General features: G+C 62.2%; 22 protein-coding genes and 1 pseudogene. 15 read left to right on the plus strand and 8 right to left on the minus strand.

From position 1 onward, the window contains the following. Window positions 1–52: 52 nt before the first annotated feature. A complete protein-coding gene (locus NKH91_RS14880) occupies window positions 53–223 on the minus strand; it encodes a hypothetical protein (protein WP_023720492.1) in 171 nt (56 codons plus the stop codon). Between the two features lie 369 nt (window positions 224–592). Here NKH91_RS14880 and cyoA point away from each other — a divergent pair, with 369 nt between their 5' ends. The 7 genes from cyoA (at window position 593) to NKH91_RS14915 (ending at window position 6,660) form a co-directional block, all read left to right on the plus strand. Next, window positions 593–1,510, plus strand: a complete 918-nt coding sequence (cyoA, locus tag NKH91_RS14885) for a ubiquinol oxidase subunit II (protein ID WP_084642829.1) — start codon at window positions 593–595, stop codon at window positions 1,508–1,510. Window positions 1,511–1,512: 2 nt separating this feature from the next. After that, window positions 1,513–3,519, plus strand: a complete 2,007-nt coding sequence (cyoB, locus tag NKH91_RS14890; RefSeq protein WP_023720494.1) for a cytochrome o ubiquinol oxidase subunit I — start codon at window positions 1,513–1,515, stop codon at window positions 3,517–3,519. Then, complete coding sequence (gene cyoC, locus NKH91_RS14895; protein ID WP_023720495.1) at window positions 3,516–4,169, plus strand: cytochrome o ubiquinol oxidase subunit III; 654 nt, start codon at window positions 3,516–3,518, stop codon at window positions 4,167–4,169. Before cyoB ends, cyoC begins: the two co-directional genes overlap by 4 nt. Next, entirely contained in the window at window positions 4,166–4,594 is a 429-nt protein-coding gene (gene cyoD / locus NKH91_RS14900) for a cytochrome o ubiquinol oxidase subunit IV (RefSeq protein ID WP_023720496.1), read from the plus strand. Before cyoC ends, cyoD begins: the two co-directional genes overlap by 4 nt. A gap of 273 nt (window positions 4,595–4,867) precedes the next feature. Next, entirely contained in the window at window positions 4,868–6,073 is a 1,206-nt protein-coding gene (locus NKH91_RS14905; RefSeq protein ID WP_352846817.1) for a DUF3182 family protein, read from the plus strand. 9 nt (window positions 6,074–6,082) lie between these two features. Beyond that, window positions 6,083–6,421 carry a SpoIIAA family protein gene (locus tag NKH91_RS14910; protein WP_352481452.1) on the plus strand — a complete coding sequence of 113 codons (339 nt, stop codon included), beginning with the start codon at window positions 6,083–6,085 and terminating at the stop codon, window positions 6,419–6,421. A 23-nt stretch (window positions 6,422–6,444) separates the two neighbouring features. Beyond that, window positions 6,445–6,660, plus strand: coding sequence for a hypothetical protein (locus NKH91_RS14915; protein WP_352481451.1), 216 nt, complete (start codon window positions 6,445–6,447; stop codon window positions 6,658–6,660). 42 nt (window positions 6,661–6,702) lie between these two features. On the opposite strand, the gene NKH91_RS14920 is transcribed toward NKH91_RS14915, so the two are convergent. Then, window positions 6,703–7,026, minus strand: a complete 324-nt coding sequence (locus NKH91_RS14920; protein ID WP_352884818.1) for a hypothetical protein — start codon at window positions 7,024–7,026, stop codon at window positions 6,703–6,705. A gap of 190 nt (window positions 7,027–7,216) precedes the next feature. Then, window positions 7,217–7,654 (minus strand): Lrp/AsnC family transcriptional regulator, encoded by a 438-nt coding sequence (locus NKH91_RS14925; protein ID WP_352495082.1) that lies wholly within the window; start codon window positions 7,652–7,654, stop codon window positions 7,217–7,219. Window positions 7,655–7,783: 129 nt separating this feature from the next. Here NKH91_RS14925 and rocF point away from each other — a divergent pair, with 129 nt between their 5' ends. Together rocF and ocd are read left to right on the plus strand one after the other, a co-directional pair. Further along, window positions 7,784–8,704 carry an arginase gene (gene rocF, locus NKH91_RS14930; protein ID WP_352481448.1) on the plus strand — a complete coding sequence of 307 codons (921 nt, stop codon included), beginning with the start codon at window positions 7,784–7,786 and terminating at the stop codon, window positions 8,702–8,704. A gap of 3 nt (window positions 8,705–8,707) precedes the next feature. Beyond that, window positions 8,708–9,775, plus strand: a complete 1,068-nt coding sequence (gene ocd, locus NKH91_RS14935) for an ornithine cyclodeaminase (RefSeq protein WP_023720502.1) — start codon at window positions 8,708–8,710, stop codon at window positions 9,773–9,775. Window positions 9,776–9,791: 16 nt separating this feature from the next. Here the strand turns inward: ocd and NKH91_RS14940 are convergent, their stop codons facing one another. After that, the gene (locus NKH91_RS14940; RefSeq protein ID WP_023720503.1) at window positions 9,792–9,953 is read right to left on the minus strand and encodes a hypothetical protein; all 162 of its coding nucleotides are present in this window, start codon (window positions 9,951–9,953) and stop codon (window positions 9,792–9,794) included. A gap of 271 nt (window positions 9,954–10,224) precedes the next feature. Between NKH91_RS14940 and NKH91_RS14945 the strand changes: the two genes are divergently transcribed. Genes NKH91_RS14945 through NKH91_RS14960 form a run of 4 tightly spaced genes read left to right on the plus strand, consistent with a single transcriptional unit; the run spans window position 10,225 to window position 15,623 of the window. Continuing rightward, entirely contained in the window at window positions 10,225–12,174 is a 1,950-nt protein-coding gene (locus NKH91_RS14945) for a PrkA family serine protein kinase (RefSeq protein WP_023720504.1), read from the plus strand. A 19-nt stretch (window positions 12,175–12,193) separates the two neighbouring features. Then, window positions 12,194–13,516, plus strand: a complete 1,323-nt coding sequence (locus NKH91_RS14950; protein WP_023720505.1) for a YeaH/YhbH family protein — start codon at window positions 12,194–12,196, stop codon at window positions 13,514–13,516. Next, window positions 13,516–15,054 (plus strand): SpoVR family protein, encoded by a 1,539-nt coding sequence (locus NKH91_RS14955; protein WP_352548030.1) that lies wholly within the window; start codon window positions 13,516–13,518, stop codon window positions 15,052–15,054. Before NKH91_RS14950 ends, NKH91_RS14955 begins: the two co-directional genes overlap by 1 nt. Continuing rightward, window positions 15,051–15,623, plus strand: coding sequence for a DUF1772 domain-containing protein (locus NKH91_RS14960; protein WP_352548028.1), 573 nt, complete (start codon window positions 15,051–15,053; stop codon window positions 15,621–15,623). The genes NKH91_RS14955 and NKH91_RS14960 overlap by 4 nt, the downstream gene beginning before the upstream one ends. Before the next feature lie 120 nt (window positions 15,624–15,743). Here NKH91_RS14960 and NKH91_RS14965 read toward each other — a convergent pair whose 3' ends face one another. Continuing rightward, window positions 15,744–15,989 carry a hypothetical protein gene (locus NKH91_RS14965; protein ID WP_023720508.1) on the minus strand — a complete coding sequence of 82 codons (246 nt, stop codon included), beginning with the start codon at window positions 15,987–15,989 and terminating at the stop codon, window positions 15,744–15,746. Window positions 15,990–16,037: 48 nt separating this feature from the next. Then, window positions 16,038–18,038 (minus strand): protein-L-isoaspartate(D-aspartate) O-methyltransferase, encoded by a 2,001-nt coding sequence (locus NKH91_RS14970; RefSeq protein WP_352548026.1) that lies wholly within the window; start codon window positions 18,036–18,038, stop codon window positions 16,038–16,040. A gap of 299 nt (window positions 18,039–18,337) precedes the next feature. Here NKH91_RS14970 and NKH91_RS14975 point away from each other — a divergent pair, with 299 nt between their 5' ends. Further along, window positions 18,338–20,749, plus strand: coding sequence for a phosphoketolase family protein (locus tag NKH91_RS14975; protein WP_352481445.1), 2,412 nt, complete (start codon window positions 18,338–18,340; stop codon window positions 20,747–20,749). Next, a complete protein-coding gene (locus tag NKH91_RS14980; RefSeq protein WP_352846941.1) occupies window positions 20,749–21,930 on the plus strand; it encodes an acetate/propionate family kinase in 1,182 nt (393 codons plus the stop codon). Before NKH91_RS14975 ends, NKH91_RS14980 begins: the two co-directional genes overlap by 1 nt. 48 nt (window positions 21,931–21,978) lie before the next feature. Here the strand turns inward: NKH91_RS14980 and NKH91_RS14985 are convergent. Both NKH91_RS14985 and NKH91_RS14990 read right to left on the minus strand, forming a co-directional pair. Further along, a pseudogene (locus tag NKH91_RS14985) lies at window positions 21,979–23,060 on the minus strand (sensor histidine kinase). Between the two features lie 133 nt (window positions 23,061–23,193). Then, on the minus strand, window positions 23,194–23,409 hold the full coding sequence (locus NKH91_RS14990; RefSeq protein ID WP_023720512.1) for a KTSC domain-containing protein: 216 nt from the start codon (window positions 23,407–23,409) through the stop codon (window positions 23,194–23,196). Between the last annotated feature and the right edge of the window lie 51 nt (window positions 23,410–23,460).

The raw sequence follows: 23,460 nt of genomic DNA on the forward strand, positions 1-23,460 counted from the left end.
CTGAACCGCCCAGCCGATTAGTAGCAACTATTTTCACCTAGACAAGTAGTTTTTACATACGCAACCAGTCTCGACTTCGTTTGGCAGGGAAACCGCCCCAACCGCCGCTGGTGCGCATCGCATTGTCGCCGGCCTTCAACCAAAGGCTGCGACGGGTCTGGCTTTTTGGAACTTTCGCGACGAACATACGTTCGGTTGGCGCAACCATCTTGAGCAGCATCATTGGGCAGCGTCACTGGATTCAGCGCCGAGTCGTAGGGAGCGGACGAAATGGCCCAACTGTGGGCGCGGCCATGAACCGGTTTGCCGCCTTGGCATTCGCCACGTTTCTGGCGATAACGTCGATCTGGGTACTGTTTCTGGTTTCTTAAGATTTGGCTTTGGTTGCGTGGGATTTGCCGCTGGTTTGTTAGGATTTGGAGGGGTTCTCGACAGGTTGACCGCTTAACGACATCCACGGCATGTGGTTCTGCCAGCCGGAGCCGCGTGCGTGAAGAAACTGTCGCCAGGAGCACACCGGCGCGCACATTCGGGGTTGGCAGCCACGCTGCCTGCAACGTTCCAATCGGTTTTCAGGAAACGGCGAGATCTCATGTTGCTGAGGGCGATCGTTCGAAACTGTGCCGTTCTTGGCCGCGTCGGCGCGACGACGCTACTTGCCGGGCTGCTTGCCGGCTGCCAGGGCGGCGTGCTCGACCCTCACGGGCCAGTCGGCGCGGCGCAGCGCACGATCCTGCTCAATTCGGTTGCCATCATGCTGGCCATCGTCATCCCGACGATCGTGGCGACGCTCGGCTTTGCCTGGTGGTTCCGGGAAACCAACACAAGAGCGCGGTATCTGCCGGAATGGGCCTATTCCGGACGCATCGAACTGGTGGTCTGGTCGATCCCCATCCTCGTCATCCTGTTTCTGAGCGGCATCATCTGGATCGGGTCGCATGACCTCGATCCAATGAAGCCGCTGGATTCCCAGCAACAGCCGCTTGAGGTGCAGGTCGTCTCGCTCGACTGGAAATGGCTGTTCATCTACCCCGAGCAGAATGTCGCGAGCATCAACCGGCTCGTGGTGCCGGCGGGCAGGCCGGTGCATTTCTCGCTTACCTCGGCAAGTGTCATGAATGCGTTCTTCGTGCCTCAGCTTGGCGGCATGATCTACACGATGAACGGCATGACGACGCAGCTTCACCTGCAGGCGGATCAGCAGGGCGAATTTTATGGGCGGTCGGCCCACTTCAGCGGCGACGGTTTTCCAGGCATGCAATTCGTGCTGCATGCTGTCGCGGTCGACGCCTTCGACGCGTTCGTCAATTCGGCGCGAAGCCAAGGACAGGCACTCGACAGGGCCAGCTACCAGGAACTGGCCAGACAGAGCCTGGACGTGCCGCCTTCGACCTATCGCTCGGTCGAGCCGGACCTTTTCCATGAGATCGCGACGCAGGGCGTTCCGCCCGCGCCCGGCCCCCAGGCCGGTCGCCCCGAGCCGAGCGTATCGCCCAAGACAGGAGGCTGACAATGCTCGGAAAATTGAGCTGGGACGTCATCCCGTTCGATCAGCCTCTGCCGATGATCGCCTCGGCGGTCGTCGCCCTGGCAATCCTCGGCGTGCTGGCCTGGGTCTTCCTGGCCGGCCATTTCCCCTATCTGTGGCGCGAATGGATCACAAGCGTCGATCACAAGCGGATCGGCGTCATGTACACGCTGCTGGCGCTGCTGATGCTGCTGCGCGGCTTCAGCGACGCCGTCATGATGCGGTCCCAGCAAGCCCTCGCCTTCCAGGCGCCCGGCTATCTGCCGCCCGACCACTTCAACCAGGTCTTTTCCGCCCACGGCACCATCATGATCTTTTTCGGGGCGATGCCGTTCGTCATCGGCCTGATGAACCTGGTCGTGCCGCTGCAGCTCGGCGTCCGCGACGTTGCCTTTCCGACGCTCAACTCGGTGAGTTTCTGGCTCACCGCCACCGGTGCGTTGCTGGTCAACATCTCGCTGGTGATCGGCGAATTCGCGCGTACCGGATGGCTGCCCTATCCGCCGCTCAGCGAGACCGCCTACTCGCCGGGCGTCGGCGTCGATTATTATCTGTGGGCGGTGCAGATAGCGGGCGTCGGAACGCTGCTCACCGGCATCAATTTCGTCACCACGATCCTGAAGATGCGGGCGCCTGGCATGAGCTACCTCAGCATGTCGATGTTCTGCTGGACTTCACTCGCCGCCAGCCTGCTCATCGTCGCCGCCTTCCCGATCCTCACCGCCACGCTCGCGATGCTGACGCTCGACCGCTATTTCGGCTTTCATTTCTTCACCAACGAAGCCGGCGGCAACATGCTGATGTTCGTGAACCTGATCTGGGCCTGGGGCCATCCCGAGGTCTACATCCTCGTCCTGCCGGCATTCGGCATCTTCTCGGAGGTCATCTCCACCTTCTCCAGCAAGCCGCTGTTCGGCTACCGCTCGATGGTGGCCGCGACGCTCTTCATCTGCATCGTCTCCTTCATGGTGTGGCTGCACCACTTTTTCACCATGGGCGCCGGCGCCGACGTCAACGCCGCGTTCGGCATTGCCACCAGCATCATCGCTGTCGGTACCGGCGTGAAGATCTACAACTGGATGTTCACCATGTATGGCGGCCGCATCCGCTTCGCGACGCCGATGCTGTGGTCGCTTGGCTTCATGGTGACGTTCGTCATCGGTGGCATGACGGGCGTGTTGCTGGCCGTGCCGCCAGCCGATTTCCTGCTTCACAACAGCCTGTTCCTGGTGGCGCATTTTCACAACGTCATCATCGGCGGTGTGCTGTTCGGCGCCTTCGCGGGATATACCTACTGGTTTCCCAAGGCATTCGGATTCCGGCTGCACGAGGGCTGGGGCAAGCTGGCCTTCTGGCTGACGCTGATCGGCTTCTACGCCACCTTCGTGCCGCTCTACACCGTCGGCCTGCTCGGCATGACCCGCCGCATGCAGCATTTCGACGTGCCGGCCTGGTATCCCTGGGTGCTGGTTGCCGGCGCCGGCATGTTAATCACCACCGCCGGCGTGGTCGCCCAGATCATTCAGCTCGTCGTCAGCATCCGACAGCGCGCGGCGCTTCGCGATGTCACCGGGGATCCCTGGGACGGGCGTTCGTTGGAATGGGCCACACCCTCGCCGCCGCCGGTCTTCAACTTCGCCGCGCTTCCGCATGTCGAGGGCGAAGAGCCCTACTGGAGCATCAAGCAGCGGGCACGCGAGCAAAACCGGCTGCGCGACGAGCCTGAATACGAGCCGATCGAGATGCCGCGCAACAGTCCCACCGGGTTCATCTGCGCCTTCTTTGCGACCGTGATGGGTTTCGCCCTCATCTGGCACATCTGGTGGATGGTGGCGCTCGGCGCGCTCGGTGCTTTCGCCACCTTCGTCGTATTCGCGTGGCGCGACATACCCGAATACGTCATTCCTGCCGCCGAAGTCGCCCGGATCGACCGCGCCAACCGAAGTGCCCGCCGCGAGGCGCTGGCCACGTATACGGGGCCAAGGCCATGACCGCGATCGACGTTCGAGAGCGTGACCCCTACCACCTCGGCCATCGCGGGCACGGCCATGCCCCCGGCCATGGCGACGGCGGACCGGCACCGATCCGGATCGTCGTCGGCTACGGCTTCTGGATCTTCCTTCTGAGCGACATCGTGATGTTCTCGGCCTTCTTTGCGGCCTACGCTGTGCTGGCGGGCAAGACGGCGGGCGGACCAAGCGGAGCCGAGCTGTTCGACCTGCGCAACGTCGCGATCGAGACGGCGGCCCTGCTGTTGTCGAGCTTTACCTGCGGTCTCGCCAGCCTCGCCGTGACCGCGCGGCGAAGCTCCTGGTTCTATGTTGCGATGGCTCTCACTTTCGTGCTCGGCGCCAGCTTCATCCTGCTCGAGCTCCGCGAGTTCGCGCATATGATTGCCCGCGATGCCGGACCGACGCGCAGTGCTTTCCTGTCGGCGTTCTTCACGCTGGTGGGATGCCATGGCCTGCACGTGACGGCGGGGCTGCTGTGGCTGCTCACGATGATGGCGCAGATCTTCGCCAAGGGATTCCGCGACGATATTCTTCGGCGTTTCATGTGCTTCAGCCTGTTCTGGCACGCCCTCGACATCATCTGGGTCGCCCTGTTCACGGTGGTCTATCTCCTGGGAGCAAGTCGATGAGCAATGCTGACGACCGCCATGCGCAAAGGCGCGACACCGATGGCCTGGAGCGCTACGACATCGATACGGCGCCGGGTGACGAATACCTCGGCGACGCCGAGGTCGGATCCGGGTTACGCGGCTATGTGATCGGCCTCGGGCTGGCAACGCTGTTGACCATCGCCTCGTTCTGGTTGCTCGGAACCAACCTTATATGGGCACCGGGCATCCCGGTGGCGCTGATTGTGCTGGCGATCGCGCAGATGGGCGTGCATCTCGTCTTCTTCCTGCATATCACGACGGGGCCGGACAACACCAACAACGCCCTGGCGCTTGCCTTCGGCGTGCTGATCGTCGTCCTGGTGATCGGCGGCTCGATCTGGATCATGGCCAACCTCGACCACAATTTGATGCCGACGAATGCGATCATGAACATGAACCGCTAGTGACAGTTCCGGCCGTTGGCCGCAGTTCATGCGACAGCCAGCTCGGTCTCAAGCCCGTTCGAATGTGTCGACGACCTCGGCCGCTCCCAGGGCGCGGGGCGCGGCCTCCTTGAGCACATCCATCACCCTGTCTGAGGCTCCCGCATAAAAACCATGAGCCGCCGATGTTCCGATCGCCGCAACTCGGTCAAACCGGATAGCGCGCCGTTGCCCGGAACATTCGCCGAGGAAGCGGGTTTTTCGGTTCGGACGCATCGCCGCGGAATAACGGCAATGGGCCCGGCAATGGACGAAGGGCGGCGCGACATGACCGGGCTAAGCGGCACACAATCGGGCGGAGCAAAAGGTGTTGTGGTCGCGTTCTCCGCGCCGGGCGGCGAGACCATCTATGCCCACGAATGGGAGACCGTCGCTGCCGTCGCGCGCACGATTGCGGCGTTGAAGGGATTTTCCTTCCGCCAGGGCCTGCGTGACTGGGGCGGTCACAACGGCGGGCTGTATTTCGTGCCGGACGACAGCCTGCTTGCCGCCGATGCGGTCCAACTGGGCATCAACGGGCCCGACGACCTCTTCGGCGGTGTGGTGCCCTGGCGCCTCGCAACCACCAAGGCCATAACCCACGAGCTGGTGGACGGGTCGGCGGCACGGCCAAAAGATTGGCCAACCGGCTTCGGCAGCGCCGTCGGCGCGGCCGTACTGCCAGGCTACACCGCATTTTCACGCGATGACGCGCTGCGCGCAGCGGAACGTCTGCTGCAGCTCGGGCTGGTCCGGTTCAAGCCACCGCGCGCTTCGCGGGGCCGCGACCAGCACACCGCCGCGACGGTCGCCGATATCGAAAGGCTGCTGGAACGATATCCATCCTCCGACCTAAGCGAATACGGGCTTGTTCTCGAAACGGAGCTTCGCGACATTGTCACGCTGAGCATTGGCAGAACCGCGATCGACGGAACATCGGTCAGCTATTACGGCGTGCAGCGGATGACCGCCGACAATGCCGGACAGCCCGTTTACGGCGGATCCGATCTGGTCGTCGTGCGCGGCGGATGGGAAGCGCTCGACAGGCTGCAGCTGTCTCCGGCGCTGACTTTGGCTGTGGCGCAGGCGAGGACCTACGACGCGGCGATGCTTGGCCATCCCGGATTTTTCGCCTCGAGGCGCAACTACGACATCGGCCAAGGTGTCGATTCCTCGGGCATCTGGCGATCGGGTGTGCTGGAAGCCAGCTGGCGGATCGGCGGCAGCAGCACGGCAGAGCTTGCGGCAATGGAGGCCATGACGCGTGACCCCGACGTACAGCTCGTGCATGCGTGCGCGGTCAAGCAATTCGGCAACACCGCGCAGATGCCGCTGAATGCAGAGATCCACTTCCACGGAGAGGACCCCGTGGAGGGCCAAATCACGCGTTATACCGTCGTCACGCAGGCGATCCGAGGACCGGTCAGGAAGCCAGCCGATCGTCATTTTAGGTCGAAGTGAAACACGCTTTTGGCAGGGAACATCCGCGAATGGCCCGAGTTTGTTTCAGGCAGCCAGCCAATCCCGGCCATCGAAGCGAAACTGAGCGACCACAAGGACATCGGCGTCCTGACTGACCTTACCGATTTCGAAGACATGACGGCTGGCGCCTTACGGCGCGACCTGCAGTATGGGCTGAGCAAACTCCGCGAGCTCCACCGCTTCAAACGTGCCGCCGTGATTTCCGACAAGCAGTGGATCAAGGCAGCCACGGAAATGACGGACGCGCTGTTTCCGCAACTCGAGGCGCGGGTGTTCCCGGAAGACGAAAAGGCTCAGGCCCTGAAATGGGTAGCGGCCGTACAATAGCGGCGTTGCCTGGAGGAGTGGCCATGCCCTACGACAAACGACAGGATCCGGAAGGCCTCTGGGAGGTCTATGACAGCGAGAGCGACGAAGCCGTCGTGGTCGGCGGGTTGCCGCTTTCCGGTCTCGACGAGAGCGAAGCCGGTGAAGCGATTGAAAAGCTCAATCGGGGCGAGCTGACGTCGGACAACATCCCCGAGACGGTTCGGTCAGGGTGGCCTCCGACCAAGGACGGATTGTGATGACAACCGGACGGACGTCACCGAGGACGACCGGTCGCGGATCTACGGCGAGGCCTTGACGCCTAACGCGCGGGCCTTGTCCTCGAAGTCGTCGCGAATGTCCTCGATCGTCGGCAGATGCAGGCGTCGCAGCTGGGCGTGCAACTTTTTGGCAGCGTCGGATTTCAGGTCGCGCTTGAAATTGGTCGCGACCTCCTCAGCCGAGCCGTAACGGCGATAGCGCTCGATCTCGGTCTTCGTGGCCTGCTGAACATGTTCGAGCATCTTGCGCTCGGCATCGGATTTTCCGTCGGGTTTGGCCCGCATGACCGGATTGAAGGCTTTGCTGATAACGAATTCGACGAGTTCTTGCTGGGCGTGAGCCATGCTTGTTCTCCCTCGAAGAAGGCCTGTGTGGGCTTGGAACGGTTTCGCGGAAACGCCGAACCGCTCAATCTTTTTGTTTTGACGCAATTCCGAACGGAAAATCGTTCCACGCTTTTCCTGGAATTGCTCTAACCGCGGCAGCAATTGAAGGTTCCGTAGCTTCGTTACCGCTACAGGTCACGGGCGAAGGTCACAGCCGCGCTTTGGTGGTGCGCGGCGTTGCCAGGAGCAGGCTTGTTTCGCTGCCGGTAATTCCGGGGATCAGGCGGATACGTCTCAGCACCGCATCGAACTCGCTCAGCGTCTGGGTTCCGAGTTCTATCACCAGATCCCAACGGCCATTGGTGGTGTGGATCGTCGAGACCTCGGAGAAGCCGCCCAGCGCCCGGATGACGCGATCTGCGGCATGGCCTTCGATTTCGATCATCATGATGCCACGCACCCGCTGATCGACCGCGTCGGCGCGTAGAATGACGGTGTAGCCGACGATGCCGCCTCCTCTTTCAAGTCGCTCGATCCGGGACCTTACCGTTGCCCGGGAGACACCCAGGCTAACGGCAAGGTCGGAAATGCTGCGCCGGGCGTCATGCCGCAAAGAGGTGATGATCTGCTCGTCGAGCCGGTCCATGATTGCTCACAACGGAAGTAGATGCTGCCACTATGGTAAGGCACTTCGACAAATTTACCAATTTGATATGTTCATTCTGCCAGCGATGCGGGGTTCACTAAAGGCATCGTAATTTGGTGGGGTACGAGAATGCACTGCGTGATCGTGGGAGCACCGATCCAGGCCGGCTCTGGCCGGATGGGCTGCGAGATGGGGCCGAGCGCGCTGCGCACGGCCGGTCTGGCCGGCGCGCTGACCGAGCTTGGCCATACGCTGACCGACCTCGGAACGATTGTCCCTGCCGACATGCGCCCTGTCGTACACGGCAACGCGGTGGTGAAGGCGCTGCCGGAAATCGCCGCCTGGACGGCAGCGATCAGCGAAACCGCCTATGCTGCGAGCGCCGACGCAATGCCGATCTTTCTCGGCGGCGACCACAGCATTTCGGCCGGCACGCTCGCCGGCATTGCCCGCCGGGCAGCGAATGCCGGCCGGCCGCTCTTCGTGCTGTGGCTCGACGCCCACCCCGATTTTCATACGCTCGACACGACGACCAGCGGCAATCTGCATGGCGTGCCGCTGGCCTATGCCAGCGGGCAGCCCGGCTTCGAGGGCTATTTCCCCCGCCTCGCGGCGCAGGTGGACCCGGCTCGCATATGCGCGCTGGGAATCCGCAGCGTGGACCTGGCGGAACGGGATGCGTTGCGCAGAGCCGGCGTGACGGTCCACGACATGCGTTCGATCGACGAGCACGGCATCGCGCAACTGCTTCGCGCCTTTCTCGAACGGGTGAGCGCCGCCAACGGCATGCTCCATGTCAGCCTCGATGTCGATTTTCTCGACCCGTCGATCGCGCCGGCGGTGGGCACCACCGTTCCCGGCGGCGCCACCTTCCGCGAGGCGCATCTGGCGATGGAAATGCTGCATGACAGCGGGCTCGTCACCAGTCTCGACCTGGTCGAACTCAACCCCTTTCTCGACGAGCGCGGCCGCACCGCCACGCTTTTGGTCGACCTGACCGCAAGCCTGATGGGCCGGCGGATCATGGATCGCCCGACGAGGGGGTTCTGAGCCATGACCGTCAATTTGAACATCGTTCCGTTCGTCAGCGTCGACCGCATGATGAAGCTGGTGCTTGCCATCGGCATCGAGCGCTTCCTGGTCGAGCTTGCCGCCTATATCGAAGAGGATTTCAGGCGTTGGGAGCTGTTCGACAAGACGCCGCGCGTCGCCTCGCACAGCATTGACGGCGTCATCGAGCTGATGCCGACCAGCGACGGGCAGCTTTACGGCTTCAAATACGTCAACGGGCATCCGAAGAACACGCGTGACGGCCGCCAGACCGTGACCGCTTTCGGCGTGCTTGCCGATGTCGGCAACGGCTATCCGATGCTGCTTTCGGAAATGACCATCCTGACTGCCCTGCGAACGGCGGCCAGCTCGGCGGTCGCGGCGAAATACCTCGCTCCCGGGGCCGCCAGATGCATGGCGATCATCGGCAACGGCGCGCAATCGGAATTTCAGGCTATTGCGTTCAAGGCGCTGCTTGGCGTCGACAGGCTGCGCCTCTACGATATCGACCCGGCGGCCTCGACCAAATGCATGAAGAACCTTGCCGGCATGGGTTTCGACATCAAGCTCTGCGCGTCGGCGCAGGAGGCCGTTGAAGGTGCACAGATCATCACCACGGTAACCGCCGACAAGCGATCGGCAACAATCCTGACCGACAACATGGTCGGGTCCGGCGTGCACATCAACGCGGTCGGCGGCGACTGCCCGGGCAAGACCGAGCTGCATCGCGACATTCTGCTGCGCTCGGATATTTTCGTCGAATATCCGCCGCAGACGCGCATCGAAGGCGAGAGCCAGCAGCTCGATGCGGACCATCCGATCACCGAATTGTGGCAGGTGATGACAGGAAAGGCAGCAGGCCGGACGGACGCCGGACAGATCACGCTGTTTGATTCCGTCGGCTTTGCGATCGAGGATTTTTCCGCGCTACGCTACGTCCGCGATCAGCTTCAGCGGACCGGCCTTTACGAGGAACTAGACCTTCTGGCCGATCCCGATGAGCCGCGTGACCTGTTCGGCATGCTGCTGCGCGCCGAAAAAGTGGCCGGGCTGGCGGTTGCCCGCAGCTGAGCTGCGATCCCGTCGGTCAGTCCTTCTTTTCCTGGTACAGGCGCTCGGTCGCGCGCTCGCTTTCCCTGCGCTCCGCCGGGCCGCGACGGCGCTGGGTGAGCAGGGCGTAGGCGATCAGGATTGCCAGCAGCAGTGGACCGCCTGCAACAACGAGCAACCACAAACTAGTCTCAAACATCGAACCGTCTCCTTTCCCTCACAACCGGGAAGGACCAGAACCGTTCCTCCGTCTTGTCGGAGGTCGCCCGCACCGCGTGGCGTGATTCAGGATTTTGTGCCTCGAGCAGGACGTTCCACGCCTTGTCGGCATGCAGGATGCTCTTATCTAGAGTCTTATCATTCGGTCACAGGCACTCTCTGCAAAGTGAAGGGAACCACAAGGGCTTTCCGACATTTGGTTGTTCAAGAGACAAACGTGCAGCCACACCGGCTCCGGGGCTAGGAATACCATGCGTGAGAATCAATCCGACGTCTTCGATCTGTTTTCCGAGGTTTACAAGAATGCGGCGCAGGAGGAGATAAGCCTCCAGCAATATCTGCTTGCCTGCCGCGAGGACAAGTCGATGTACGCCTCGGCGCCCGAGCGGATGGTCGAGGCGATCGGCGAGCCGACCTTTGTCGATACCAGCAAGGACGAGCGGCTCGGCCGTATTTTTTCGAACCGGACCATCAAGATCTATCCGACCTTCGCCGACTTTTACGGCATGGAGGATACGATCGAGCGTATCGCCGGTTATTTCCGCTATGCCTCGCAAGGGCTCGAGGAACGCAAGCAGATCCTGTATCTCCTCGGCCCGGTCGGCGGCGGCAAGTCCTCGCTTGCGGAGCAGTTGAAAAGGCTGATGGAGCAGCGTCCGATCTATACGCTGAAGGTCGGCGGCCAGGTCAGCCCGGTCTTCGAATCGCCGCTCGGGCTGTTCGACCCCGACCGCATGGGCGACCTTTTGGAGGACAAATACGGCATCGCCCGGCGGCGGCTGAACGGCCTGATCTCGCCCTGGGCGGCCAAGCGCCTCGACGAATTGTCCGGCGACATCTCCAAATTCAGCGTCGTCAAGCTGATGCCGTCCAGGCTTCGCCAGATCGGCATCGCCAAGACCGAGCCGGGCGACGAGAACAACCAGGACGTTTCGGCCCTGGTCGGCAAGGTCGACATCAGGCAGCTGGAAAACTTCAGCCAGTCCGATCCGGATGCCTATTCCTATAGCGGCGGCCTGAACCGGACGACGCAAGGACTGCTCGAATTCGTCGAGATGTTCAAGGCGCCGATCAAGGTGCTGCATCCGCTGCTGACCGCGACCCAGGAAGGCAGCTACAACGGCACCGAGAATTTCGGCGCTTTCCCCTATCAGGGCATCATCGTTGCCCATTCCAACGAATCGGAATGGCTGCAGTTCAAGAACAACAAGAACAACGAGGCGTTCCTCGACCGCATCCTGGTGGTCAAGGTGCCGTATTGCCTGCGGGTCACGGAAGAGCGGCAGATCTACGAGAAGCTGTTGCGCGAAAGCGAATTGGCCTCCAGCCCCTGCGCTCCGGAAGTGCTCGATATCCTCAGCCGGTTCACCGTTTCGACCCGCCTGGCCGAACACGACAATTCGCCGCTCTACACCAAGATGCGCGTCTATGACGGCGAGAACCTCAAGGAAACCGATCCCAAGGCGAAGTCGGTCCAGGAGTACCGAAACGCGGCCGGTGTCGATGAAGGCATGACCGGCGTCAGCACCCGCTTCGCCTTCAAAATCCTGTCGCAGACCTTCAACTACGACACCGAAGAGGTCGCCGCCGATCCGGTGCATCTGATGTACATCCTGGAAGAGGCGATCAAGCGCGAGCAGTTCCCGAAGGAAACCGAGGCGGACTATCTCGATTTCATAAAGTCGGAGCTCGCCACCCGTTATGCCGAGTTCATCGGCCACGAGATCCAGAAGGCCTATCTGGAATCCTACAGCGAATACGGCCAGAACCTGTTCGACCGCTACATCGCCTATGCCGATGCCTGGATCGAGGATCAGGACTTCAAGGATACCGATACCGGCCAGATCCTCAATCGCGAGGTTTTGGACAACGAACTGTCGCAGGTCGAAAAGCCGGCCGGCATCGCCAATCCCAAGGACTTCCGCAACGAAGTGGTGAAGTTCACGCTGCGCGCGCGGGCCAGAAACCACGGCCGTAACCCGTCATGGACAAGCTATGAAAAGCTGCGCGAAGTCATCGAGAAGCGGATGTTCGGGCAGGTCGAAGATCTGCTGCCGGTGATCAGCTTCGGCTCCAAGCAAGACAGCGTGACGGAGAAGCGGCATACCGAATTCGTGCAGCGGATGATCCAGCGCGGTTACACCGAGCGCCAGGTCCGCCGGCTGGTGGACTGGTACATGCGGGTGAACAAGGCGGGTTGAAGCCAGCCCGGGGTAACATATGCCGATCTTCATCGATCGCCGACTGAACCCGAAGGACAAAAGCCTCGGCAACCGGCAGCGTTTCCTGCGGCGGGCGCGCGAAGAGTTGAAGCGCACCATCCGCGATCAGATCCGCACCGGCAAGATCGCCGACGTGGACGCCGAGCATGCCGTTTCGATGCCGGCGCGAGGCACCGGCGAGCCGAGCTTCAACGATGCCCGGAACAGCGGCAGCCGCCAGCACGTCCTGCCCGGCAACAAGCATTTTGCCCCAGGCGACCGGCTGCCCAAGCCGGGCCAGGGCGGCGGCATGGGATCCGCCCCGGGGAGAACCGAATCGGAGGACGATTTCCGTTTCGTGCTGTCGCGCGAAGAGGTGCTCGACCTCTTCTTCGAAGACCTCGAACTGCCTGATATGGTCAAGCTCAACCTCAAGGAGATCCTCGCCTTCAAGCCGCGCCGGGCCGGCTTCGCCGCGACCGGCTCGCCGACCAACATCAATGTCGGACGCACGATGCGCAACAGCCATGGCCGCCGCATAGCGCTCAGGCGTCCCAAGCAGGAGGCGGTCGACGCTGTCGCGCAGGAGATCGCGACGCTGGAGGCCAAGCCGCAAAACGCCGAGATGCGGCAGCGCATCGTGGCGCTGCAGGAAGAGCTTGAGCGGCTGGAGCGCCGCCGCAAGCGGATCGCCTTTGTCGATCCGGTCGATATCCGCTTCAACCGCTTCGACGCCCAGCCGGTGCCGAACGCCAATGCGGTGATGTTCTGCCTGATGGACGTGTCCGGTTCGATGGGCGAACGCGAGAAGGATCTGGCCAAGCGCTTCTTCGTGCTGCTGCACCTGTTCCTGAAGCGGCGCTATGACCGGACCGAGGTCGTCTTCATCCGCCACACGCACGAGGCGCAGGAGGTGGACGAGGAAACCTTCTTCTACAACACCCAGAGCGGCGGCACGGTGGTTTCCACGGCGCTCGAGGAGATGCACCGCATCGTCGAGCAACGCTATCCCAGCCGCGAATGGAACATCTATGTCGCCCAGGCCTCGGACGGCGACAATTTCGTCACCGATTCCGAGCGCTGCATCGCCCTTCTCGACGAACAGATCATGCGGCTTTGCCAGTATTTTGCCTATGTCGAGATCCTCGACGAGCGTGAGAGCCACATCTTCGGCGCTACCGACAACGGCACGTCGCTGTGGCGTGCCTACAGTGCGGTCAAGCTGAGATGGTCGAACTTCCAGATGAGCCGCATCGCCACGGCGGCCGACATCTACCCGGTTTTCCGCCAACTCTTCGCCAGACAGCCGGGTTATCAAAAGAGCGGTGAAAGAGGGGGCTGATGGCGAGCAAATCCGGGTTGCTGTTTTCCGGTTCCGACTGGGATTTCAGGACGCTGTCGCGCGCCTACGAGACCATCGAGGCGGTCGCCACCGAAGAGCTCCACCTCGACGTCTATCCGGTGCAGATGGAGATCATCTCGTCCGAACAGATGCTCGACGCCTATTCCTCTGTCGGCATGCCGCTGATGTACCGGCATTGGTCGTTCGGCAAGCACTACCTCTACCAGGAATTGCTCTACCGCAAAGGTGGGCGAGGGCTGGCCTACGAACTCGTCATCAATTCCAATCCCTGCATCGTCTATCTGATGGAGGAAAACACCATGGCCCTGCAGGCGCTGGTGACGGCGCACGCGGCGCTCGGCCATAACCATTTCTTCAAGAACAATTATCTTTTCCGGCAGTGGACGGACGCCGGCGCCATCCTCAGCTATCTCGACTTTGCCAAGGGCTATATTGCCCGCTGCGAAGAGCGGCACGGCGTCGATGCGGTGGAAGAGATCCTCGATGCCGCACATGCGCTGATGGAACAGGGCGTGTTCAGATATCACCGGCCGCCGAAGCTGTCGTCGGAAAAGCAGCGCGAGGGGATTCGCGAGCGCCTGGAATACGAGGAACGTTCCTACAACGATCTGTGGCGCACGCTGCCGCCTTCCAAGGACGGCACCAAGGTCCGCGAAACGGATACCATGACGGAGCGCAAGAAATCGCTCAAGCTGCCCGAGGAGAACCTGCTTTATTTCCTGGAGAAGAACAGCCTGATCCTGGAACCGTGGCAGCGTGAGGTCATCCGGATCGTCCGCGTGATCGCGCAGTATTTCTATCCCCAGCGGCAAACGCAGGTGATGAACGAGGGCTGCGCCACCTTCGTGCATTACACGCTGATGAACCTTTTGTTCGACCGCGGCCTGATCGGCGAAGGTGCCATGCTGGAAATCCTGCGCAACCATTCGAACGTGATCTTCCAGCCAGGGTTCGACGATACGCGCTTTTCCGGTATCAATCCTTACGCGCTGGGTCTCGACATGATGCAGGACATCCAGCGCATCTCGACCGCGCCGACGGCTGAGGACCGCGACTGGTTTCCCGATATCGCCGGCAATGGCGACTGGCGCCAGACCTTGCTGGACGCCTGGGCCAACCATCGCGACGAGTCCTTCATCCGCCAGTATCTGAGCCCTACCCTGATACGGAAATGGCGGTTCTTTGTCCTTGCCGATGCCGCCAACGACCCGCATTACGAAGTCGCCTCGATACACAATGAGCGCGGCTACGAGAGCGTCCGCGCCGCACTCGCCCACAGCTACGACATCGGCGCCAGCCGGCCGGACATCCAGGTGGTGGACGTGGACCTGCTCGGCGACCGGCATCTGCGCCTGCAGCACAAGGTCAAGGACGGCATCGTGCTGGAAGGCGGCAGCCGTGACGCCACGCTGCGCCATATCCGCAAGCTCTGGGGCTACGAGGTCAGCATGGTCGCGGTCGACGCGCAGACCGGCGCCACACTCCACGAACGGTCGACCAGCCAGATCGGGGAATGACCGAACCGGCCTGCAGGGAAGTCGGGTGGCGTCGCCTTTACCGGATCACCAACCACGCTGTGGTCAGGGAGCAGGAACATGCGCGTATTGATGATCGCCGCCTTCTTCTGGTCGCTGTCACGATGGCGCTGTCGCTTGCGCACGCTTTGGAGTTGCCGGGCAAGTTGCGCCTCAAGGAGGCTACCTACAAATCAGTGCAGGCGATCTACTATCCCGGCTTCACGATCGGCGGGTTTGCCGAGATCGGCGGCATCATTGCACTCGCCATCCTGCTCTACCTGACGCCTTATCCAAGCGCTCGATTCTGGTGGACCTTGGCGGCGCTTGTCTTCCTGCTGGCGGAACATGCGACCTATTGGTTGGTCACGCATCCCGTCAATAATTTCTGGGTGCAAGACGTTGCCATGCCGCAATCAGCCGCGACGTTTTTTTCAATGTTTTCTCGAAAGCAGACCGGCGACTGGAGAGATTTGCGCAACGTCTGGGAGACTTCGCATGTCGCCAGGGCAGGCCTGGCGATGCTGAGCCTCGTCTCAATTGCTGTCGCCGCGACATTTTTTGCTGAATAGCGCCGAGGGGATCAAGACGGCGCCCTCGTCCGCCAATTTGCGGCCACGAACGCTGCATCCGTCAGATCGGGGAACGGGAACCGGCGCCATACTGTCTTAACGTTAAGCGATCCCGCCGTTTCAGCGGTCGGCGCGATGCTTGTTGTGGGCGCTTTCCTGATGCTCGCCGCGGATGATGTTGCGGTCGTCGGGATCGGCAATGTCCTTGGGGTCCGATCTGAGCTCGGCACCGCGCCGGAACGCCTCGCGCTCTTGCCTGGTCTTTTTCAAATCCGCTTCCGCGTCGAAATCCTTGCCAGCGTTTTTCGTATTCTCGCGCTCTTCGATGATGCGCAATTGCTGCTCATGAGTCTTCTTTCCGGCCATTGGTGACCTCCTTATTCCGATTTTCCGCTTCCCCAGGGTCCAAACTCGCTAGAGCCCGAAAGGATAGGTCTCGGGAAGGCCTGTCCCTGCATGTTCCGGCCCAAGCGGCGTCACGGCACTGGTTTCATCGAACCAGACGAAAGCATCGAACTGGCGGGCGAGCGAGGCATCCGCATAGTGGCTGTGCAACTCGGTCTCCGGCCGGTAGATAACGCCGATAAAGCGTTCCAGCCGGCGCTCCAGAAGCCGTTGGCGCAGCGTGTCGTCGCGCTCGAAATCGAGCAGGAAAGGCGAGACGCCGCTGTCATGGCAAAGCCGCTCATAGCTGTCGTTGTGGGAAGGCCGAACCGGTTTCACTTCCATGTCGCCGTCCCAGTCGGTGGCGGCGGCCACCGTCCCGGAATGCGTGCTGAGCCCAATCAAGGCAACCTCGTCGCCAAAACGCTGGCGGCAGAGCTGGCCGATGTTCACTTCGTCCCTGACGATCCCCATCTCGGTATAGCGGGCATCGCCGATATGGGAATTATGTGCCCACACCACCGCCTTGGCGGCCGGGCCGCGGGCCTGCAGCAGGTGCTCCAGTGTTTCGAACATGTGGGTGTCGCGCAGGTTCCAGGACTGCGCGCCGCCGTAATACATGGTGCGGTAATAGCGTTCGGCGGAGGCGACCAGGCGGGCGTTTTGGGTGGCGTCGAGGAAATCGATGCCGTCCTGCTGCGCATAGTCGAGCTCTCTGGAAAGCAGTTCCCGGCATTGCTCGAGCACGGCCTTCTCGCATTTCTGGTAGCCGGAGGTGAGTGCGACACGGCCATAGGTGGCCGGGTCGTTCTGCCACGGCGTCAGGCAGCCATAGCGCTCGCGTGCGATCCTTGCCGCCTGCGGATCGATCCGGTCGAGATATTGCAAGACCGCCGCGATCGACCCGCCCATATTGTAGATGTCGAGGCCATAGAACCCGGCCCGCCGGGAGGATATCCTGATCCGCTCATTATGCTCTCGCATCCAGTCGACGAACGCCGCGACGTCGGTGTTGCGCCACATCCAGGTGGGAAAGCGCTGGAACGGCGGATCGGCGCCCGGCCGCGGTGGCCGGTGACGGACGTAGCGGTCGATCGCCGCGGCATCGGGCCAGTCGGCCTCGACCGCGACGATGGTGAAGCCATGCTTCTCGATCAGCCTGCGAGTGATCGCGGCGCGCGCGCGGTAGAACTCCGACGTGCCGTGGCTGGCTTCGCCGAGCAAGACGACGCGGCGGTCGGCAAACCGGTCGAACAGCGCACCGAAGGCGGGATCGTCGAAATCCGGAAGCGGTTCGGCGGCGGTCGCTATCATCTGCGGCAGGCTGCTTCTGCGCTGATGCCGGTGCGGAAGATCGGCCGCTATTTGGCTGTCGCTGCCTGGCTCGCCCCAGCCTTGCTCGCCGATCAGTGGAACAAACCGCACGCCGCCGAAATCCTCCTCGGTGTAAGTTGCTGCGCCAGTCCGGGTGACTTTGAGCAGGCGCTGCGAGTCGAATTCGTCGCCGACCGGGATGACAAGCCGGCCGGCGACGTCGAGCTGTTCTTGCAGGGCGAGCGGTGCGCCGGGCCCGGCGGCCGCAACCAGGATCGCATCGAAGGGTGCCGCCTCGGGCCAGCCCTTGGTGCCGTCGCCGGTGCGGACTTCGATATTGTCGTAGCCAAGCTTTTTAAACCGCTGCCTTGCCGTTTCAGCCAACGCGGCGTGGCGCTCGATCGTGTAGACGCGTTCGACGATCCGGCTCATTACGGCAGCCGCATAGCCCGAGCCGGTGCCAACCTCGAGGACGTGGTCACCGGCTCCGATCTCCGCCATTTCGATCATCAACGCAACGATGTAGGGCTGCGATATCGTCTGACCTTCGGCGATCGGCAGCGGCCCGTCCTCATAGGCAAATTCTTCAAAACCAGGCTCGACGAAAGCCTCGCGCGGCACCTCGCGCATCGCCTGAAGGACATTGCGGTCGCGAATGCCACGGCGGCTTAAGTGAATGTCGACCATTTGGTTGCGGGCATGGGAGAGATCGAGCATTTTTTTGCTCCTCCTATGGGCCTCCGCCACAATCGCCCAAGCTGCTCAAACGGCACTTTGGCCGGTCCATGTCCCAGGGCCTCGGCAGTCCGCCTGGATTCATACAATGCGGTGCACCTTCCTAACCGTTGGCAAGCCCCGAGGTTCCCCAAAGACCGACCCGCTTTTGTCGGGCTCGCCAGGTTGCAGGATCGGCAAGCGGCGCTGGCGGCCGCCCTAACTTATTTCGAGGCAAATCCTTTCTCCGGCGCGACGCCACCCCAGATAACGACGGACGAGGGTATTCCGGAGGCATTTCTATGAACGACGAGGCCCGCACCACTGCGCAAACAACCGGCCTTGACCAGATCGATGTGATGGACCGCTACTGGCGCGCCGCGAACTACATTTCGGTTGGCCAGATCTATCTGCTCGACAATCCGCTCTTGCGCGAGCCTTTGCTGCCCGAGCACATCAAGCCGCGGCTGCTCGGCCATTGGGGCACGACACCCGGCCTCAATTTCATCTATGTGCATCTGAACCGGATCATCCGTGAACGTGGTCTCGATGTTCTGTTCATCTGCGGTCCGGGTCACGGCGGCCCGGCAATGGTCGCGAACACCTGGCTCGAGGGGACCTACAGCGAGATCTATCCCGAGGTCGGCAAGGACGAAGACGGCTTGCGAAAGCTGTTCCGGCAGTTCTCGTTTCCCGGCGGAGTGCCGAGCCACGCGGCTCCGGAGACGCCCGGCTCGATCCACGAAGGCGGAGAGCTCGGTTATGCACTGGTCCATGCCTTCGGCGCCGCCTTCGACAATCCGAACCTTGTGGTCGCCTGCGTCGTCGGCGACGGCGAAGCCGAGACCGGTCCGCTCGCCGCGGCCTGGCATTCCAACAAGTTCCTGAACCCGGCATCCGACGGCGCCGTCCTGCCGATCCTGCATCTCAATGGCTACAAGATCGCCAGCCCGACGATCCTCGGCCGCATGGAAGACGAGGCGTTGCGCAGCCTGTTCCTCGGCTATGGCTACGAAACCTTCTTCGTCGAAGGTCATGAACCTGCTGCGATGCATCGGGAGATGGCCCGCACGCTCGATACCGTGCTCGACCGGATCCACTCCATCCAGGAGCCTGCACGAGCCGCGGGCTGGAAGGGAGAGCGGCCGCTGTGGCCGATGATCGTGCTGCGCAGCCCAAAGGGCTGGACTGGGCCGAAAGAGGTCGACGGTAAGAAGGTCGAGGATTTCTGGCGTTCGCACCAGGTACCGGTATCGAACGCACGCGGCGATGCGGCGCACCGCCAGATCCTCGAAGACTGGATGCGCAGTTACGAGCCGGAAAAACTGTTCGATAAAGGCGGCCATCTCCTGGCGGAGCTCGCGGCGCTGGCACCTACGGGGTCACGACGCATGGGCGCAATCCCCTACGCCAATGGCGGCCTGCTGAAACAGGACCTCGTGCTTCCCGACTGGAAAGGCCTGGCGCTCGACGTACCGCGTCCGGGCGGCACTGTGGGAGAGGCGACGCGCACGGTCGGAAGCTATCTTCGCGACGTGGTCCGCTTGAACGCCGAGGCCAGGAATTTCCGGCTGATGGGACCGGACGAGACATCCTCCAACCGCCTCGACGACGTGTTCGAGGTTACGGACCGCGTCTGGATGGAGCGGATCGAGCCCTACGACGTCCATCTTTCCCGTGACGGCCGCGTCATGGAAGTGCTCAGTGAACATCTTTGCCAAGGCTGGCTGGAGGGCTATCTGCTGACCGGCCGCCATGGCCTGTTCTCGTGCTACGAGGCGTTCGTCCACATTGTCGATTCCATGGTCAACCAGCACGCCAAATGGCTGAAGACCTCCGGCGAACTTGCCTGGCGCAAGCCGGTCGCCTCGCTCAACTACCTGCTGACCTCGCATGTCTGGCGGCAGGATCACAATGGTTTCAGCCATCAGGACCCGGGCTTTGCCGATTTCGTCGCCAACAAGAAGGCCGACACGGTCAGGCTCTATTTCCCGCCCGACGCCAACACGCTGCTGTGGATCACCGACCATTGCCTGAAAACCTACAACCGCATCAACGTCATCGTCGCCGGCAAGCAGCCGGCGCCGCAATGGCTGTCCGCCGAAGACGCGGAAGCGCACTGCAAGGCCGGTGCCGGCATCTGGGAATGGGCCGGGACGGTTGCCAAGGGCGAAGATCCGGATGTGGTTCTCGCTTGCGCCGGCGACGTGCCGACGCTGGAGACGCTTGCCGCAGCCGACATCCTGCGCTCAGGCATTCCGGACCTGCAGATCCGCGTCGTCAATGTCGTCGACCTGATGATTTTGCAGTCGAATTCCGAGCATCCGCATGGCTTTGCCGACGACAGATTCGACGCGCTGTTCACCAAAGCCAAGCCGGTCATCTTCGCCTATCACGGCTACCCCTATCTCATTCACCGCCTGACCTACCGGCGCGCCAACCACGACAACATGCATGTGCATGGCTTTCGCGAGGAAGGCACGACGACGACGCCGTTCGATATGGTGGTGCTCAACCAGCTCGACCGCTATCATCTGGCGCTCGCCGCGATCGCGCGCGTGCCGGGGCTGGCCGAGCGGGCGAAGGATCTTGCCGCGGCGCTGCATGGGAAATTGGCTGAGCACACGGCCTATGTCCGCGAACATGGCGAGGACATGCCCGAGATCCAGAAATGGTCCTGGCCACAGGACAGCGCGACGAGGGCCGGCGATTGATGCGACGATCGATCCTTGCGTTGAATGCCGGCTCGTCGAGCATCAAGTTCCGACTTTACGATCTTGCAGCGTCCGCCGAGCTGGATCTTGCCTCGCGCGGTTCACTGGATCTGGGCGATGCGCCAAGGCTGACCGCGAAAGCCGCCGATGGGGAGCTGCAGTGCGATCGGCCACTTGCCGCAGACGCATCACGCGAGATGGGCATCGGCCAGATGCTGCAATGGATCGAGAACGAACTTGGCGGAAGGAAACTGATCGCCGCCGGACATCGCATCGTCCATGGCGGACGCGAGTTCGTCGAACCTGTCCGCCTGATGCCGACAATTATCGAGGCTCTCGACAGGCTGACGCCGCTTGCGCCACTGCACCAGCCGCGCAGCCTCGCGCCGATCCGGGCGCTTGCCGCGTTGCGACCCGACCTGCCGCAGGTCGGATGCTTCGACACGGCCTTCCATCGGACCATCGAGCCTCTGGTCAGCCGTTTCGCGCTGCCGCGCCACTATGAGGCAGACGGCATCCACCGCTACGGCTTTCACGGGCTTTCCTACGAATATGTCGCCGGCCGGCTCAAGCAGATATCGCCCGATCTGGCGGCGAAAAGAACCATCGTCGCCCATCTCGGCAACGGGGCGAGCCTGTGCGCCATGCGCGACGGGCGAAGCGTCGATACGACGATGGGCTTTTCGGCGCTTGACGGCCTGGTCATGGGCACACGCTGCGGCGCCATCGATCCGGGCGTGCTTTTGTACCTGCTATTGGAAAGAGGGATTTCGGGAGAGGCGCTGCAAGACATGCTCTACGAGGAATCCGGCCTGCTCGGCGTGTCCGGCATTTCCGGCGACATGCGCACGCTGGAAGCCAGCGACGACCGCCGGGCGCGCGAAGCGGTGGAGCTTTTCGCCTTCCGCGCCGCCAGGGAGATTGCCGCCCTCGCCAACACGCTGGGCGGGTTCGAATGCCTGGTGTTCACCGGCGGCATCGGCGAGCACTCGGCTCCGGCCCGCAAAGCGATTTGCGACAGGCTTGGCTGGCTCGGCGTGGCGATCGACGAGGCAGCCAACAGCTCCCATGCCGCGCTGATGAGCCAGGCGGAGAGCAAGGTCGAAGTCCGCGTCGTGGCGACCGACGAAGAAGGTGTCATCGCCCGCCACACGCGCAAGGTAATGGAGGGGCCCGGCTGATGCGGATGGCCTCGAATGACCCCGCTTGCGGCAGCCCTGCTCGTGCGGCTACGAAGCGAGCGCGGCCGATCTGTTGAAGACGATGGTCACTCGCGTTCCTTTGCCGGGGGTCGAGTCCACCTCGAACCGGGCTTTGGCGTTCTCGGTCAGCGATTGCGCGATCAACGCTCCGAGCTTGCCGGGTTTCGGCCAGGTCTCGCCTTCGGGCAGGCCGATGCCGTCATCGGCGACAACGATGCGAAAGCCGTCGCCGTCGACAACACTGCGCAGCGTGATTGTCCCGCCTTCGCGACCCAGAAAGGCGTGTTTCAGCGCGTTCGTCAAAAGCTCGTTGACCACCAGGCCGGTTGGCATCGCCACGTTGATGGACACGGGATAGGTGTCGACCTTCATATCCAGCCGGATGCCTTGCACGGCGTGCGACGTCATCACTGCGGAAGCGATCTGGCTGAGATAGACGCCGAGGTCAACTTCGGCCTTCTGTTCGTCGGCCGACAGCGCCTGATAAAGAATTGCGAGTGCATCGACGCGGCCGGCGAGACGCTCGAAGCGTTTCTGATCGGGTGACGCCGCGCTGCAGGCCTCAAACCTGATGAGAGCCGTGATCATCTGGAGATTGTTTTTCATCCGATGCTGCAATTCGCGCAGCAGCATGTCCTTTTCACGGATGCGTTGTTCGAAGGCCTCGCTGTCGCTTGCCTTGTGCGCGGTGACATCGACAAGGCGACCAGTCGAAAGGACCGTCGCCCGCGCTCGTCCTCGATCAGGTTCGAATAAACGTCGACCATGACCGGCTCTGTGCCGGCACGTTGCATCCTGAAAGTCCCCGCGCGATCGATATCCTCGACGATGGCCCGGGCCAGCGGCCGGTCCTTGTATTCGCCCAAGCCTTGTCCGCTCAGCGCAGCCCAGTTGCGGCGCTCCAGCTCTGCGACGGAAACGCCTGACAGTTTCTGGAACTCGGAATTGACGTAAACAACACGTTCATCGCCGCCCAAATCGGAAATTGCGATCGCAATCGGCAGCTGGTCGAGGAACCTTTTATAACTGTCACTGTCCAGGGCGCCCGCCAGGTCGAGGTTGTCGAGCAATTGCTGGAGCTGCTCGGTTTTTTCGGCTTCGGCGGACATTCCAGGCTTTCGATGTTTCGGGTAGGACCATGGTCAATATCAGGTCGCTCGCCAACTGCGAAGTCCGCTCGTTGCCACCGCGCGGCGAGGCATGGCGGAAAGCCGAGATCGTGGTTGAGAAGCGGCTGAAGGCTCAGCTCGAATGGCTCTGCTCGACCAGATGGTATTTGTACCGGTCGCGAATATGCTCGTTGAAGAACCGGCCCTTCGCCGAGGCTTTGCGGAACGCGGCGTGGACTTGCGGCGGCACGTCCTCGTAATCATAGCGGCTTCCGCTCGGGACGAACCATACGGAGAGTACCCTCGTCGCCGGCTGGTAATCGATGTTTCTGATCGCAGTTGAAGGCATCCTCGACAGGTCCAATGCTCGGCAGTGCTCAATTCCATGCCGTCGTGGGAA

Source organism: Mesorhizobium sp. M0894 (assembly GCF_040319725.1).
Taxonomy (GTDB): Bacteria; Pseudomonadota; Alphaproteobacteria; order Rhizobiales; family Rhizobiaceae; genus Mesorhizobium.

What these genes read in the sequence shown, in the direction of transcription:
- NKH91_RS14905 (WP_352846817.1), top strand. Translation starts at nt 4,868, where the DNA reads ATGGGCCCGGCAATGGACGAAGGGCGGCGCGACATGACCGGGCTAAGC.
- NKH91_RS14880 (WP_023720492.1), bottom strand. Translation starts at nt 223, where the DNA reads ATGATGCTGCTCAAGATGGTTGCGCCAACCGAACGTATGTTCGTCGCG.
- cyoD (WP_023720496.1), top strand. Translation starts at nt 4,166, where the DNA reads ATGAGCAATGCTGACGACCGCCATGCGCAAAGGCGCGACACCGATGGC.
- NKH91_RS14945 (WP_023720504.1), top strand. Translation starts at nt 10,225, where the DNA reads ATGCGTGAGAATCAATCCGACGTCTTCGATCTGTTTTCCGAGGTTTAC.
- NKH91_RS14990 (WP_023720512.1), bottom strand. Translation starts at nt 23,409, where the DNA reads ATGCCTTCAACTGCGATCAGAAACATCGATTACCAGCCGGCGACGAGG.
- cyoA (WP_084642829.1), top strand. Translation starts at nt 593, where the DNA reads ATGTTGCTGAGGGCGATCGTTCGAAACTGTGCCGTTCTTGGCCGCGTC.
- cyoC (WP_023720495.1), top strand. Translation starts at nt 3,516, where the DNA reads ATGACCGCGATCGACGTTCGAGAGCGTGACCCCTACCACCTCGGCCAT.
- NKH91_RS14940 (WP_023720503.1), bottom strand. Translation starts at nt 9,953, where the DNA reads ATGTTTGAGACTAGTTTGTGGTTGCTCGTTGTTGCAGGCGGTCCACTG.
- NKH91_RS14955 (WP_352548030.1), top strand. Translation starts at nt 13,516, where the DNA reads ATGGCGAGCAAATCCGGGTTGCTGTTTTCCGGTTCCGACTGGGATTTC.
- cyoB (WP_023720494.1), top strand. Translation starts at nt 1,513, where the DNA reads ATGCTCGGAAAATTGAGCTGGGACGTCATCCCGTTCGATCAGCCTCTG.
- NKH91_RS14975 (WP_352481445.1), top strand. Translation starts at nt 18,338, where the DNA reads ATGAACGACGAGGCCCGCACCACTGCGCAAACAACCGGCCTTGACCAG.
- NKH91_RS14915 (WP_352481451.1), top strand. Translation starts at nt 6,445, where the DNA reads ATGCCCTACGACAAACGACAGGATCCGGAAGGCCTCTGGGAGGTCTAT.
- ocd (WP_023720502.1), top strand. Translation starts at nt 8,708, where the DNA reads ATGACCGTCAATTTGAACATCGTTCCGTTCGTCAGCGTCGACCGCATG.
- NKH91_RS14970 (WP_352548026.1), bottom strand. Translation starts at nt 18,038, where the DNA reads ATGCTCGATCTCTCCCATGCCCGCAACCAAATGGTCGACATTCACTTA.
- NKH91_RS14925 (WP_352495082.1), bottom strand. Translation starts at nt 7,654, where the DNA reads ATGGACCGGCTCGACGAGCAGATCATCACCTCTTTGCGGCATGACGCC.
- NKH91_RS14920 (WP_352884818.1), bottom strand. Translation starts at nt 7,026, where the DNA reads ATGGCTCACGCCCAGCAAGAACTCGTCGAATTCGTTATCAGCAAAGCC.
- NKH91_RS14950 (WP_023720505.1), top strand. Translation starts at nt 12,194, where the DNA reads ATGCCGATCTTCATCGATCGCCGACTGAACCCGAAGGACAAAAGCCTC.
- NKH91_RS14980 (WP_352846941.1), top strand. Translation starts at nt 20,749, where the DNA reads ATGCGACGATCGATCCTTGCGTTGAATGCCGGCTCGTCGAGCATCAAG.
- rocF (WP_352481448.1), top strand. Translation starts at nt 7,784, where the DNA reads ATGCACTGCGTGATCGTGGGAGCACCGATCCAGGCCGGCTCTGGCCGG.
- NKH91_RS14965 (WP_023720508.1), bottom strand. Translation starts at nt 15,989, where the DNA reads ATGGCCGGAAAGAAGACTCATGAGCAGCAATTGCGCATCATCGAAGAG.
- NKH91_RS14960 (WP_352548028.1), top strand. Translation starts at nt 15,051, where the DNA reads ATGACCGAACCGGCCTGCAGGGAAGTCGGGTGGCGTCGCCTTTACCGG.